The sequence below is a fragment of the Streptomyces sp. NPDC002835 genome, from assembly GCF_053591995.1.
The window spans coordinates 35,255-48,932 of the sequence record NZ_JBSFUW010000041.1; the positions used below are offsets into that span (position 1 = coordinate 35,255).

Here is a 13,678-nt window from a genome sequence, read left to right on the forward strand (position 1 = left end):
CAAGGGCTTGCAGATCACCCGTTCGGGAGCTGACCCGGACCGGCGCAAGGTCTGCGCCGACACTGTCGCCGATCTGCTGGGGGAGGAGGGGTTCGGCCGGCGACAACCCCAACGGCAAGATCAGGACGCCATGGGGCGCGGATCGACTTTCCCGTAGACCCCGGGCGTCCCGGCGCCCCGCGGAAGGAAGCCGGCTCGCCCGGCGCGGTCCGTGGCCACCGCGAGCGTCAGCCGGTCACCCGGCAAAACGAGGGCGGCACCGCAGCGGGACCCAGCGTGGTCGCGCCGGGCGCCGCCCGGTGCCCGAGTCCCGTGCGGTACGCGTCCAGTGCCGCTTCCATCCGCCCCGTGCGCCGCAGCAGGTCGCCCAGCAGGCGGCACAGGTCCGCGAGGTCGCCCACCGCTCCGCTGCGTTCCAGGAGCGCCAGCGCCCGCACGTAGTGCTCCTCGGCGCGCTCGTCGGCGCCCTCGTCCTCGGCGATCAGGCCGAGCATGCGGTGCGTGCCCGCCGCGTGCACCGCGCCGCGCCGGTCACCCAATGATGTCGCCAGTCCCCGCTCCAGCAGCCGGGAGAGCAACGCGACCGCCTCCGTGCGTTGGCCGCGGCGACGCAGCACATCGGCCAACTCCACCTCGACCTGGGCCGTGTAGAGCGCGGCGCGCTGCGCGGTCAGCATCTCCCGGGCCGTGCGCAGCTCCGCCTCGGCGCCCGCCAGGTCCCCGTTCTGCGCGTGGACGTAGCCGCGCATCCAGTGGCAGTGCGCCAGTTCCGTGCGGTTCTGTGATTGCTGGTACAGCTCCTGGGCCTTGGCGAGCGAGGCGTCGGCCTCGGCGATCCGGCCCTCGGCGAGCAGTGTGCGTGCCACACTGCGGTGCATGCCGGCGACCAGGGCGGGTTCCGACACGCGGGGCGCCAGTGACAGGGCCCGTTCGGCCGCCTGGGCGGCGCGTGCGTGCGCGCCCATGTCCATGTACGGGGCGATGGAGGCGGCGTACAGCAGCACCAGGGCGTCGGGGTCGCACAGGCCTCGTTCGGCCAGTTCGGCCAGGGCGGTCTCGAGGACGTAGCAGGCGTACCGGAGTTCACCGGCGAGCAGGTACGCGACGGCGCGACCGCGCACGGCGCGAGCCCGGCTGGGCGGTGGTTCGGCGGCCAGCAGGCGCTCGGCCGCCTCGAACTGCTCCCGGGCCTCGTCGAGTTCACCGCCCTCCAGGGCGCACTCGCCCAGTCCGGTGAGGGCCTCGGCCCGCTCGCGCTCCAGGCCGAGGCGTCCGGCCTCGTCGAGCAGGTCCTGGTAACGGGCGGCGGCCTCGCCGGGTTCACCGGTGGCGAGCAGACGGCGAGCGTCGGTCAGCGCCAGCCGGAGTTCCGTGGCCAGTCGGGCGGGGCGCCCGGTCGCCAGCTCCTCGTACGTGGTGCCCAGGCGGTCGGCGAGGAAGCGCAGCGCCGCCTCGGACGGCCGCACCTTGCCGGCCTCCAGGGTGGAGACGTAGGCGGCTGTGTAGGCCGGTTCGGCGACCCGGCGCTGCGTCAGGCCGCGCTCCTGGCGCAGGCGTTGTACGCGCTCTCCGATGACGGCTGGTTCGTCCATGGCGGCTTCCCTTCATGCGGCCAGGTCCGGGCGTGGTGCCGAGGTTCGGCGACCCGGTGCCACGTCCGGTCGGGCACCTGACGCGGAACGTGTGGGCACCCCCGGCCAGGTCGTTACGGCGTCCGTTCATGAACAACCGCGGCAAGGGCATTGTGCGCCACCCGCCGACGCCCCTAGCTTAAGCGTCTTGTTAAGCGCATTTACGCGCTTACTTAATTCGCTTTCCGCCAGGAGGACTTGGATGCCCCTCGCTCTGCGTGAACGGTGTGCCGCGGCTACTGCCGTCACCATCGCCGTCGCCGCCGCACTCGCCCTCGCTCCGGGATCGGCCTCGGCCGGCCCCGTCGACGACACCGCACAGACTCGGGTCGAGATACCCGGCGCCGAGGGAACGGGCGCCGTCGAGGCCGGATCGGGCTATACCTGGGTGCCCGTCACCTCCGGCACCGCCTCCCGCACCGGCCGGCTGTCCTTGGCCGAGTCCCGCGCCGACGGTGACGTCTCGTCCCTCGTCGACAACGGCCCGACCGGCGACCGGTTGGACGTCGTCATCGTCGGCGACGGCTACACCCTCGAGGAACTCGACCAGTTCCATGCCGACGCCGCAAAGAAGTGGGCCGATTTCACCGGCGTTGAGCCGTACACCACATACCGCAACCTCTTCAACGTCTGGACGGTCGACGCCGTCTCCCAGGAATCGGGCGTGAGCGGCGACCCCGGCAAGGACATCGTCAAGAACACCGCGCTCGGTTCGTACTTCTGGTGCGACGGCGTCGAGCGGCTCCTCTGCGTCGACGAGGAGAAGGTCGACTCGTACGTTGCCAAGGCTCCCGAGGCCGACCTCGTGGTGGTGCTCTCCAACAGCTCCAAGTACGGTGGCGCCGGCTACAACACCCCCAGCAAGACGCTCGGGTACGAGGGTATCTCGACCGCCTCCGCCGGCAACGAGAAGTCGGGACAGGTCGCCATCCACGAGACCGGCCACTCGCTCGGCAAGCTTGCCGACGAGTACTTTTACGCCGACTACCCCGGGTACGAGAAATATGAGGGCAAGGAGCCCGGGGAGTCCAACATCTCCACCCTCACCGCCGACGGCATGCGCACCAACCGGACCAAGTGGTATCGCTGGCTCGGTGAGACCTCGCCCGACGGCGGCCTCGTCGGCGCCTACGAGGGCGGCGGCTACTACGTGACCGGCCTCAACCGGCCGACCGATGCCTCGCTCATGCGCATCCTCGACAAACCGTTCAGCCTGCCCGGCCGCGAGGCGATGATCGGCGGCTTCTACCGCCATGCCAACCTGGTCACCCCCCGCGTTCCCACCGACCGCACCCTGCGCCGCCGGGACACCGCCAGGGTCGACGTGCCCAGGCTTTCCGGTGAGCGGCAACTCGACATCCAGTGGTACCTCGACGGCAAGCGTGTCGCCGCGCACCAGAGCCGCACCGCGGTACCCGTCTCTGCCCTGCCCCTGGACTCCCACTCGGTCCGTCGGCACCACCTGACCGTCGTCGTCACCGATCGAACCGACGCGGTCCGCGACCCGGCCGTCGCCGTGACCATGCAGTCCACGGCGACCTGGGCCGTCCACTACTAGCCTCGGCGGGACCGTTTCGCTTCCGTGGCCGATGTCGGTCATGACGCTCCGCTGGAGCCGAACAACGGCCGGACACCGGGGCGAGCAGGCCAGGTTGTGCAGGCCCGGACCGTATCGGGACCACTGCCAGGACTGCCGTTACCCGGGCCGGCATCGCCACATGACCCAGGCCATGGCTTCCCACGCCTGCCCGACAGTCCTGCGTCCGCGAGTGCGGCCACCGACCACCCGGCATGATCTGTTATGGCGGCGACACGAACTGACGGACGCACAGCGGGAGCCACCGGCTGGAACAGGCCCACAACTCGTCCGGCACCAGCCGCTCGACGCTCCCCATGACGGCCGACATCTACCCAGGCAGCCAAATGAGATGACGGCTACTCAAAGCGCCGGGAGTCCGCCGCGGACACCTCCCGGTGCGGCGTCGCCTGGGCTTCGGGCAGCGTGAGCGTAGCGGCACCTCCCCGTCGACGGCGTTCGCCAACTCCAGGACGGCGCCCAGCGTTCTGGCCTGGCCCTGGGCGATGGTCAGGCCCAGCCCGTGCCCTGCTCTCCCACCGGTGTGGCCGTAGCCCTGGTCCGGAACCGCTGCGGGCACGGCTTCCAGGAGGTGATCCGGGTAGCCCGGCCCGTGGTCCCGGACGGTGACGACAGGCCCCTCGATGGCGACGGTTACCGGGGGAGTGCCGTGCTTGTACGCATTGGCGATGAGGTTGACCAGCACGCGTTCCAGCCGTCGTCGGTCGGTCCGGACCAGGACGTCGCTGACGCCGAGTACGTGTACCTCCTTGCCCGTCGCCAGGACGGCCCGCTCAATGATCGGCCGCAGCGGCTGCACTTCCAGCTGCTGAGCGCTTGGCGGAAACGCGTCCGCGGCTTGGCGGTCGTACGGGCGCGATGCCGTCCCCTGGAGCAGGAATTCGCCTTCGGAGTGGTGCGCCAGTTGTTCGAACCGGTGACCGGCAGCACTCTCCTGACCGTGGGAGGCGACAGCGGCAACGGTCTGGCGGCCGTCGGCGGAGACCACGATCTGGTTCACGAGGCGCTGCGCCACGTCGACGCACACGCCGCACGAGCAGCAGGCTCAGGTCCCTTGGTGTTCGTCGTCGACGATCTGCAGTGGATCGATGCCCCTCCTGCTGCTGTCTTCAGGTTCAGAAGGTTCAGGGCGGCACCGCCACCGGCCGGGCTGCAGCCCGGTGCCGCTCCCGCCAGCGCGCGTACGTCGGGCCGGCAGTGCAGGTGGACAGGTAACCATCGACGACCCGGCGCAGGACCTCGGTGCCGCAGGCCGCGAGAGGGCCATCGTGGTGCCAGGCCAGAATGTGCCGGTACCACAAGGGGTTTCCGGCCAGAGGGCGGACCGCTACACCGGGTACCTCGATGAACGTGGCCTGGCAGAGGCTGACGGCCAGGCCCGCCCTTATGATCTCGATCAGCTGCCGCCCCTCCGCTTCGTAAGGGGCGAACGGAGCACGGTCCGTCAGGGCGCAGACGGAGGCCCAGTACTCGGGGGTCCGGTCGCCGTCGGGCCGGGGAACCGCCCAGTCTTCGTCCAGAAGCTCGGGCAGCGGAACCTCGTCCCGCGCGGCAAGCGGGTGGGTCGCCGGCAGGAGGACGAAGACCGGCTCCGTGACGATCGCATGGAGTGCCACGCCCTCACGCTGCGGCAGCTCCTGCTCCGGGTGATCACCGAGTACCGCCGCTTCCAGCCGGCCCGCGGCGAGGTCGTCGAGCAGAGCGACGGGCGAGTACTGACAGCGGGCGGTCAGGTGGGCTTCGGGCAGCAACGCCTTTACGGCCAGGAGGAGGTGACCGAGCAGCGGAGCGCCGACCGAGCCGACGCGGATCCGGTCCGCGGGCGACATGCGGCGGGCGGCCCGGGCCGTGTCGGCGAGCAGCCCGTCGATGCCCGGCAGGACGGCGCCGGCTCTCCCGATGACGAGCTCGCCGAAGGGCGTGGGGACGGCGCCCTCCTGTCGCCGGTCGAACAGGGTCCCGCCCAGCATGGTCTCGATGCGCCGGAGTTGGGCACTGAGGCCCGGTTGTGTCATGCGGAGCGCGGCGGCGGCGCGGGTGAGGCTCCCCGCCTCGGCGATCGCGCACACCACCCGCAGGTGCCGTATCTCCAGATCCATGGCGCGGATGTTATGGACCGGCGACAGCTTTCGGACCGGGCCGTGCGGCATCAGTCTTATGTGAAATGTCACACGCCATTAATGGAAAGGTAGTGATCACGTGAGACCCTCACCTCTCTCGTCGACCACTCGGCCGGCTCTTCTGCCGCTGCTGTTCGCTGCCCTGCTCCCGCTCCTCCTTCTCGGCAACCCTCCCGCCCGGGCTGCGACGGCCGCGGACAGCGTGTCGGCCTGTGCGCTGCGCGGTACCACCGGCTGGACGGACGAAGGGCAGGACACGGACTACTCCGTGTTCAAGCGCCCGTCGGGGAACATCAAGGTCGCCATGATCTTCGTGGACTTCCCTGATGCCCCCGCCACCGAGTCTCCTGCCGAGGACGCGGCACGGATCACGCCCGGTGCGGACTGGCTGTGGAACGCCTCGTACGGCAAGGCGTGGCTGGCCATCACCCAGCACCAGCGCTGGGTGAGGATGCCGCACAAATCGACCGATTACGGATACGAGCGTGGGCTGTCGCACGAGGAGCACGAGGCGTACGTCAAGGACGCGGTCACGGCGGCCGACCCGTACGTGGACTTCTCGCGGTACGACATGGTCTACGCCGTGGCGACGAGGAACGCGTCGGCGATCTCCTTCACCCCCACCTATGTGTACGACCCCGGAACGGCGGGTGTCGTTGCCGACGGCAGCCGGATCAAGTGGGCGGTGACCTTCGGCCAGGATATGTGGCACTGGGGCAAGAAGCTGGTGGCCCACGAGACCGGCCACACCTTCGGCCTGCCCGACCTGTACGCCTTCGCCGCGGGTACCGATGCCCACCGCTTCGTGGGCGGATGGGATGTGATGGGCCTGATTGGAGGAGCGGGACCACAGCACTTCGCCTGGCACTCCTGGAAGCTCGGCTGGACCCAGGACCGTCAGGTCGTCTGCCGGGCCTCTGCGGGCAGCGACACCGTGTATCTCACCGCCGTCGAGTACGGATCCGGCACCAAGATGGCGGTCGTACGCACCGGTCCCACGACTGCGTACGTCGTCGAATCGAGGCGGAGCGTCCAGGCGGACGCGGCCGCCTGCTCCACCGGTGCGCTGATCTACCGGATCGACACCTCCGTGCGGACCGGTGAAGGGCCGATCCGGGTCATGGACGCCAAACCGAGTGGCACGCCGGCCTCCGGGTGCCGCCCGCTGGACGACGCCCCGTACTGGGCCGGTGAGTCGTTCACCGACGCCGCGGCCGGTGTCCGGATCGACGTACTGAGCGCCGACGGATACGGCGAGACCGTGCGGATCACCAAGTCGTAGCGCAACGCGGATGGTTGTGCCCCGGCACCTTCGGCGGGAGTCGGGGCACAGCCGTGCTCTGCAGGTCGGGCACCAGTTCAGGCCGCTTCGGGGAAGTGGCAGGCCACCTGCCGCGCCGCGCCCGGCGCCCTGTTCCCCAGTAACGGTGCCTCAGTACGGCAGATCTCCTGGGCCTTGGGGCAGCGCGGATGGAAGGTGCAGCCGGGCGGGGGCGAGGCCGGGCTGGGCGGGTCCCCGAGCAGGGTGATCCGCTCTCGGGACCGTTCGGCGGCCGGGTCGGGCAGCGGTACGGCGGACAGCAGCGCGCGCGTGTACGGGTGGGCCGGGGCGGCGTAGACCTGGTCCTTCGGGCCGATCTCGACGATCCGGCCCAGGTACATCACGGCGACCCGGTCGCACACCCGCTTGACGACCGACAGGTCGTGGGCGATGAAGAGGTAGGTCAGGCCGAGTTCGTCCTGGAGCCGCTCCATCAGGTTGACGATCTGGGCCTGGACGGAGACGTCGAGGGCGGAGACCGGCTCGTCGGCGACGATCAGCCGGGGGCCGGTGGCCAGTGCGCGGGCGATGCCGATGCGCTGGGCCTGACCGCCGGAGAACTCGTGGGGATAGCGGTCGATGTGCTCGGGGATGAGCCCCACCAGTTCCATCAGCTCAGCGGCGCGCGTGCGGGCGTCCGCCGCCGGACCGCCCTGTACGAGTAGCGGGTCGGAGATGATCCGCGCCACCGTCTGGCGGGGGTCGAGGGAGGAGTGCGGGTCCTGGAAGACCATCTGCAGGTCCTTGCGGAGCGGCTTCAGTTCCCGCTGTGACAGGTGACTGATGTCGCGTCCGTCGTAGGTGACAGAACCGGTGGTGGGTTCCAGGAGCCGGACAATCATGCGGCCGGTGGTGGACTTGCCACAGCCGGACTCTCCGACCAGCCCCAGCGTTTCGCCCGCCGCCACGTGGAAGGTGATGCCGTCGACGGCCCGGACCGGGGAGGATCGCCGCCGTCCGGGGAACGTCATCGTCAAGTTCTGTACAGACAACAGGGGTTCAGCGGGAGTCATGAGGCGATGCCTTCGTACGCGGGGAAGTGGCAGGCGGCCGGATGCCCGGCCGGGCCGACGAGGAGCGGCAGCACCGTCTCGCAGCGGGAGCGCTCCTCGGCGGAGGTGCGGGCGAGCCTGGGGCAGCGGGGCGCGAACGCGCAGCCGGGAGCCGGGGTGAGGAGGGACGGCGGGGTGCCGGGGATCGCTCGCAGCGGTTCGTCGTCGCTGTCGTCGAGGCGGGGGAGGGAGTCGAGCAGGCCGCGGGTGTAGGGATGGTCCGGTGCCGTGAACAGGGTGTCCACGTCGGCCCTTTCGACAGCCCTGCCCCCGTACATCACCAGGACCTCGTGGGCGACGCGGGCGACCACGCCCAGATCGTGCGTGATCATGATGACGGCCAGACCTCGATCCTGCTGGAGCCGTGCGATGAGCTCCAGGATCTGCGCCTGCACGGTGACGTCCAGGGCGGTGGTCGGCTCGTCCGCGATCAGCAGCTCGGGTTCGCAGGACAGGGCCATCGCGATCATCACGCGCTGGCGCATGCCGCCGGAGAACTGGTGCGGGTACTCCCGAGCCCGGCGTCTCGGCTCGGGGATGCCGACCTCGGCCAGTGCCTCCACAGCCCGCTCACGGGCGGCCCTTCTGCCGCTGCCGAAGTGCACGCGGTGGTGCTCGGCTATCTGTTCGCCCACGGTGTAGTACGGATGGAGGCTGGAGAGCGGGTCTTGGAAGATCATCGCCATCTTGCGACCGCGCAACCGGTTCAGCTCGCGCTCCGGCAGACCGGTCAGCTCCCGGCCGTCCAGGGTGATGGAGCCCGTGACCGAGGCGCCGGTGTGCAGGCCCATCACCGCCAGGGAGGTGACGGACTTGCCGGAACCGGACTCGCCGACGATGCCGAGGGTCTCTCCGTGCCGCACCTCGAAGCCGAGGCCGTCCACGGCCCGCACCGGACCGCGAGTGGTGGCGAAAGTGACCTTCAAATCCCGTACGGAGAGCACGGGTTCGGGGGCGCCCATCAGTACCTCACTCGGGGGTCGACAACGGCGTAGAGCAGGTCGACGGCCAGGTTGGCGACGACGATGAAGGTGGCGGCGAGCAGCGTGACGCCGAGGATGACCGGCTGGTCGCCCGTCGACAGCGCTCCGTAGAAGAGTCGCCCGATGCCGGGGATCCCGAAGATGGACTCGGTGATCACCGCGCCCGCGAGCAGGCCGCCCAGGTCCATCCCGAAGAGGGTGAGGATCGGCGTCATGCCCGCCCGCAGCCCGTGCTTGACGACCACCGTGTGACGTGGCAGGCCCTTGGCGCGGGCGGTGCGGATGTACGGCTCCGCCATCGTCTCGATCATCGAGCTGCGGCTCTGCCGCGCGTACATGGCCGCGTACAGGATGGCCAGGGCCAGCCAGGGCAGCAGCAGGTTCGAGGCCCAGCGGAGGGGGTCGGAGGTGAGCTCTACGTACTGCGGGTAGGGGAGGAGGCCGGCCGTCCGGATCAGCCCGTAGATGAGGATCACGGAGGTGAAGTAGACGGGCATCGAGGCGGCGGCGACCGCGCCGACCATCAGGGCCCGGTCGGTGAGGGTGTCCTTGCGCAGGGCGGCGGTGACTCCCGCGCTCAGGCCGAGCAGCAGCCAGATCACCGCGGCGCCCAGGGCGAGTGAGGCGGAGACCGGGAGCCGGTCCATCAGCAGGTCCCACACGCCTTGGCTGTTCTCGTACGAGTAGCCCAGGCACGGGAAGTCGCAGTGCAGCGCGTACTGACCGCTGCCCATGGTGCGGCCCGTGAAGATGCCGGTGACGAAGTCCGCGAACTGCCGCCACAGCGGCTGGTCCAGTCCCATGTGGGCGCGGATCGCCTCCAGCCGCTCGGCGCTGCATGACTTGCCGCAGGCCGCGGCGGCCGGGTCGGAGGGGAGGACGTAGAAGATGGTGAAGGTGACGGCCGCGATGGCGATCAGGACGCCGACGACGGCGACGATCCGGCGGCCGAGGTAGACGATCACGTGCGGCTGCCCCTCGGGTCGAGGACATCGCGCAGCGCGTCCCCGAGCAGGGTGAACGCGAGCACGGTGAGGAACAGGCAGAGGCTCGGGATGACGAAGTACATGGGATCCGTGTCGTAGAAGGCGACGCTCTCGGCGATCATCTGCCCCCACGAGGGGGTGGGCGGACGGACGCCGACGCCCAGGTAGCTCAGCGCTGCCTCGGTGGCGATCATCCCGGGGATGATCAGGGTGGTGTACGCGATGACGGGCCCGGCGACGCCCGGGAGGATGGACCTGCTGATGATCCGCCAGGGCCCCGATCCGGCGACGCGCGCGGCATCCACGTACTCGCGATGCCGCAGCGAGAGGGTCTGGCCGCGGACGACGCGGGCGATGCCCGGCCAGCCGAACAGGCCGATCACGGAGGTCATCAGGACCACCCGGTTGACGTCCCTGGCCACGGACATCATCGCGATCATGAAGATGAGCGACGGGAAGGACATGGTGAGGTCCATCAGCCGGGAGAGCACGGCGTCGGTGCGGCCGCCGAAGTACCCGGCCGCGATCCCGGCCAAGGTCCCGGCGACGACGACGATCGCGGTGGCGGCGAAGGCGATGAGCAGGGAGATCCGGGCGCCGTGCACGACCCGGGCGAACAGGTCCCGGCCCGTGACGGGTTCGACGCCGAGCCAGTGCTCGGCCGAGACGCCACCGAGTGGGCCGATGGGCTGGCCGCCCAGATAGGGGTCGATGGCCGACTTGTCGAACTCCTCGGGTCCCCAGCCGCCCAGCGAGCTGAGCAGGGGGGCGGCCACGGCCATGACCGCGAAGAGCGCGACCACGACGAGGGAGACCTTCACGGAGGGGCGACGGCGCAGTTCCGCGCGGGCGAGCTGCCAGGGGCTGCTCCCCACCGGAACGGAAGCGGTGGAAGCCATGAGGTGACGTTCCTTCAGTTGCTGCTCTTTGAGGGGTTCTTGAGGCCGACCGTGGCGTAGTCGAGCTGGCCGCCGAAGGACGTGTGGCCGAAGGCGCCCGCGACGTTGGTGCCGACGAGCAGGGGCATGCGCTCGATGACGGCGGGTGCCGCCGGGGCCTTGGCGAGGATCTGGCCGTCCAGTTCGCGCCACGCCTTGCCCGCCTGCCGGGCGTCGGTCATGGCGGTGATCTCGTCCATCCGCTGCATGGTCGCCGGGTCGCGGAAGAGCGAGTGGTTGCCGGAGTTGCCCTTCTCCTTGATGTAGCGGCCGTCGAAGACGAAGGGCAGGAAGGTGGAGCCGGACGGGTAGTCGGGGCACCAGCCGGTGTAGACCAGGTCGGTACGGCTCTTGGTGTCGCCGATGGTGTCGTAGAAGGCGGACGGGTCGACGGTCTCGATGGTGACCTTGATCCCGGCCCGGCCGAGCGACTGCTGGATCGCCTCGCCGACGCCCTTGTCGCCGTTGGAGACGGTGATGCTGGTGGAGAACCCGTCCGGCTTGCCCGCCTCCTTCAGTAGCTGCTTGGCCTTCTCCACGTCACCGGTCACGGGGATCTTCAGGGTGTCGGGCTGGTCGCCGCCGAAGAGCGGGCCCGGCATGTAGGCGGTGGCCACGTCGTTGAGCGCCGGCCCGCCGGAGGCGGTCATGATGCCCTCGCGGTCCAGGGCGTACTGCACGGCCTGACGCACCTTGACGTTGTCGAACGGTGCACGGCCGGTGTTCATCTGCACCATCTCGGTGCAGTTGGAGGACTCGGCAAGCAGCCGCTTTCTGACCTCGTCCTTGGTCAGCACCTTGGGGGTGCTCTCGGGGCGCAGCTTGCCCCAGGACACGGCGGCGGCGTCCGGGCCCTGGCCTGCGATGAGTCGGTCGTCGATCTGGTTCGCCTTGAGGCCCATCACCACGACCATCTTGTCTGGATACGCCTTGCGCACGGTGTCGGTGGCCGGGTCCCAGTGGGTGTTGCGGACCAGCACGAGCTGCTTGTCGCGGCTGTACGACTCGATCTTGTACGGCCCCGACGAGAAGGGGCGGTTGTCGTACTGGGGGCCCGCGTCCTTGGCCTGGGGCACGGGGGCGAAGGTGGGCAGCACGGTGGCGTAGGGGAACTCCGCGAAGGGCTTGCGCAGTTCGAAGACGATCGTGTGCTTGTCGGGGGTCTTGACGGAGTTGAGATGCTTGCCCTGGGCCGGGCCCTGGTAGCCCTCGGCGCCGGCGAGGTAGCGGGCTGCGTAGTCGGGGCCGCCGGGCAGGTCGGGGGAGAAGGACCGCTCCACGTTGTACTTGATGTCCTGGGCGTTGATCGGCGAGCCGTCCTCGTACTTCAGGCCCTTCTTGAGCCTGAAGGTCCACGTCTTGGCTCCGTTGGACGAGACGCCGAGATCCTCGGCGAGGTCGGGGACCAGCTCCCCGCCCTTGGCGCCCGGTTCCGCCTTGTACGTGACAAGGGTGCGGTAGAGCAACCGGGTGCCGAAGTCCATGTCGCCCATCACCCAGTTGCGGGCCGGGTCGAGGTGGGTGAAGTCCTGGTTGGAGAGGACGGTGAGGGTGCCGCCCTTCTTCGGGGTCCCGCCAACCACTTGGCCGTTGTTGGTCGTTGCCGGGTTCTTGCCGTTGCGGGCGCCGCTCGCCTCCGGCCCGCCGGAGCAGCCGGCTGCGCCGAGGATGAGGGTCGCCACCAGCGCGGCGGCGAGAGCGGTACAGGTGCGCTTGTCCATGAGTGGTCGCTCCGGAAGCAGTTGGACAGCCGAGGGAGGCTGGAGTGTGCCCTGTAACATAGTAATGTGAAATTGTACTGGCAAGGTATCGGCAGGCTCGTTATCCACCCGTGTCCGAGCTTGGCGCTGTGGTCTGGCGAACGTGAGTGCAATGTGAAATATTACTGCTGTGCTCACGAGAAACTCTTCGGACGTCATCGTCGTCGGTGCCGGTGTGGTCGGCGCGGCCTGTGCCTACCACGCCGCCGGCGCCGGTCTCCGTGTCACCGTGATCGACCGCGGTTTTGTCGCGGGCGGCACCACAGGGGCCGGCGAGGGCAACCTCCTCGTCTCCGACAAGGAGCCGGGTCCGGAACTGGAACTCGCCTTGCTGTCCACCCGGTTGTGGACCAAACTGGCGAGGTTGCTGCCGCCGCAGATCGAGTACGAACCCAAAGGCGGTCTCGTCGTCGCCTCGGACGAGGCCGGGATGGCCGCACTGGGGCAGTTCGCGGCGCGGCAGCGGAAGGCGGGCGTCACCGCCGAGGAGATCTCCGGTGGCGGGCTCCACGACCGGGAGCCCCACCTCGCCCCCGGCCTGGCGGGCGGCTTCCACTACCCCGAGGACGCCCAGGTCATGCCCGCACTCGCCGCCGCGCACCTGCTGCGCGCCTGCGGCGACCGGGTGCGCCTGAGGCTGGGGGAGGAGGTCATCGGACTGCTCCTCGGCGCCAGCCGCGAGGTGCGCGGAGTACGTACGACCACAGGGGAGATCCACGCCCCCTACGTGGTGAACGCTGCCGGTGCCTGGGGCGGCGAATTCGCCCGCCTCGCGGGTGTGGACCTTCCCGTGCGGCCCCGCCGGGGATTCGTCCTCGTCACCGAGCCGCTGCCGCGGGTCGTGCGCCACAAGGTGTACGCGGCCGACTATGTGGCGGACGTGGCGAGCGGGGCCGCCGCGCTGCAGACCTCGGCGGTGGTCGAGGGCACACCGGCGGGACCGGTCCTGATCGGCGCCAGCCGTGAGCGGGTCGGCTTCGACCGGATGCTGTCGGCGGAAGCGCTGCGGCGCCTCGCGGCCGGGGCCACGGTGATTTTCCCGGTGCTCGCCGGGGTGCGTGCGATGCGTACGTACGCCGGTTTCCGCCCGTATCTCCCGGATCACCTGCCCGCTATCGGTCCCGACCCGCGCGTCCCCGGCCTGCTGCACGCGTGCGGCCATGAGGGGGCGGGAATCGGACTGGCGCCGGTGACGGGTCTGATCGTCGCCAGGTGCCTCACCGATGGTGCACCGCCGCTCGACATCAGCCCGTTCAGGCCGGAACGCTTCTCTTCTGCCGCCTGAGACGT

At 70.0% G+C, this 13,678-nt stretch carries 10 protein-coding genes and 1 pseudogene; 3 read left to right on the plus strand and 8 right to left on the minus strand.

The features are described 5' to 3' along the window. Nucleotides 1–227: 227 nt before the first annotated feature. Complete coding sequence (locus ACWD01_RS31330) at nucleotides 228–1,592, minus strand: tetratricopeptide repeat protein (RefSeq protein ID WP_451166549.1); 1,365 nt, start codon at nucleotides 1,590–1,592, stop codon at nucleotides 228–230. Nucleotides 1,593–1,833: 241 nt separating this feature from the next. On the opposite strand from ACWD01_RS31330, the gene ACWD01_RS31335 reads away from it, so the two are divergent. Further along, on the plus strand, nucleotides 1,834–3,189 hold the full coding sequence (locus ACWD01_RS31335; RefSeq protein WP_451166551.1) for a M64 family metallopeptidase: 1,356 nt from the start codon (nucleotides 1,834–1,836) through the stop codon (nucleotides 3,187–3,189). A gap of 349 nt (nucleotides 3,190–3,538) precedes the next feature. On the opposite strand, the gene ACWD01_RS31340 is transcribed toward ACWD01_RS31335, so the two are convergent. Together ACWD01_RS31340 and ACWD01_RS31345 are read right to left on the minus strand one after the other, a co-directional pair. Then, on the minus strand, nucleotides 3,539–4,228 hold the full coding sequence (locus ACWD01_RS31340) for a sensor histidine kinase (RefSeq protein ID WP_451166553.1): 690 nt from the start codon (nucleotides 4,226–4,228) through the stop codon (nucleotides 3,539–3,541). Nucleotides 4,229–4,352: 124 nt separating this feature from the next. Continuing rightward, nucleotides 4,353–5,327: a LysR family transcriptional regulator gene (locus tag ACWD01_RS31345; protein WP_451166555.1), complete on the minus strand. Its 975-nt coding sequence runs from the start codon at nucleotides 5,325–5,327 to the stop codon at nucleotides 4,353–4,355. A 100-nt stretch (nucleotides 5,328–5,427) separates the two neighbouring features. Between ACWD01_RS31345 and ACWD01_RS31350 the strand changes: the two genes are divergently transcribed. After that, complete coding sequence (locus tag ACWD01_RS31350; protein WP_451166557.1) at nucleotides 5,428–6,630, plus strand: M6 family metalloprotease domain-containing protein; 1,203 nt, start codon at nucleotides 5,428–5,430, stop codon at nucleotides 6,628–6,630. A gap of 77 nt (nucleotides 6,631–6,707) precedes the next feature. On the opposite strand, the gene ACWD01_RS31355 is transcribed toward ACWD01_RS31350, so the two are convergent. The 5 genes and pseudogenes from ACWD01_RS31355 to ACWD01_RS31375 form a co-directional block, all read right to left on the minus strand. Then, nucleotides 6,708–7,640 carry an ABC transporter ATP-binding protein gene (locus tag ACWD01_RS31355; RefSeq protein WP_451166559.1) on the minus strand — a complete coding sequence of 311 codons (933 nt, stop codon included), beginning with the start codon at nucleotides 7,638–7,640 and terminating at the stop codon, nucleotides 6,708–6,710. A 125-nt stretch (nucleotides 7,641–7,765) separates the two neighbouring features. After that, nucleotides 7,766–8,683 (minus strand): annotated as a pseudogene (locus tag ACWD01_RS31360) (ABC transporter ATP-binding protein); the annotation flags it as partial. After that, nucleotides 8,683–9,669, minus strand: a complete 987-nt coding sequence (locus ACWD01_RS31365) for an ABC transporter permease (RefSeq protein ID WP_451166561.1) — start codon at nucleotides 9,667–9,669, stop codon at nucleotides 8,683–8,685. The pseudogene ACWD01_RS31360 and the gene ACWD01_RS31365, both read right to left, overlap by 1 nt. Next, nucleotides 9,666–10,589, minus strand: coding sequence for an ABC transporter permease (locus tag ACWD01_RS31370; protein WP_451166563.1), 924 nt, complete (start codon nucleotides 10,587–10,589; stop codon nucleotides 9,666–9,668). The genes ACWD01_RS31365 and ACWD01_RS31370 overlap by 4 nt, the downstream gene beginning before the upstream one ends. Nucleotides 10,590–10,603: 14 nt before the next feature. Continuing rightward, nucleotides 10,604–12,349 carry an ABC transporter substrate-binding protein gene (locus tag ACWD01_RS31375; protein WP_451166564.1) on the minus strand — a complete coding sequence of 582 codons (1,746 nt, stop codon included), beginning with the start codon at nucleotides 12,347–12,349 and terminating at the stop codon, nucleotides 10,604–10,606. A gap of 169 nt (nucleotides 12,350–12,518) precedes the next feature. Between ACWD01_RS31375 and ACWD01_RS31380 the strand changes: the two genes are divergently transcribed. Further along, complete coding sequence (locus ACWD01_RS31380) at nucleotides 12,519–13,673, plus strand: NAD(P)/FAD-dependent oxidoreductase (protein WP_451166566.1); 1,155 nt, start codon at nucleotides 12,519–12,521, stop codon at nucleotides 13,671–13,673. The last annotated feature ends 5 nt before the right edge of the window (nucleotides 13,674–13,678 follow it).

What these genes read in the sequence shown, in the direction of transcription:
- ACWD01_RS31330 (WP_451166549.1), bottom strand. Translation starts at nt 1,592, where the DNA reads ATGGACGAACCAGCCGTCATCGGAGAGCGCGTACAACGCCTGCGCCAG.
- ACWD01_RS31335 (WP_451166551.1), top strand. Translation starts at nt 1,834, where the DNA reads ATGCCCCTCGCTCTGCGTGAACGGTGTGCCGCGGCTACTGCCGTCACC.
- ACWD01_RS31345 (WP_451166555.1), bottom strand. Translation starts at nt 5,327, where the DNA reads ATGGATCTGGAGATACGGCACCTGCGGGTGGTGTGCGCGATCGCCGAG.
- ACWD01_RS31355 (WP_451166559.1), bottom strand. Translation starts at nt 7,640, where the DNA reads ATGACGTTCCCCGGACGGCGGCGATCCTCCCCGGTCCGGGCCGTCGAC.
- ACWD01_RS31370 (WP_451166563.1), bottom strand. Translation starts at nt 10,589, where the DNA reads ATGGCTTCCACCGCTTCCGTTCCGGTGGGGAGCAGCCCCTGGCAGCTC.
- ACWD01_RS31375 (WP_451166564.1), bottom strand. Translation starts at nt 12,349, where the DNA reads ATGGACAAGCGCACCTGTACCGCTCTCGCCGCCGCGCTGGTGGCGACC.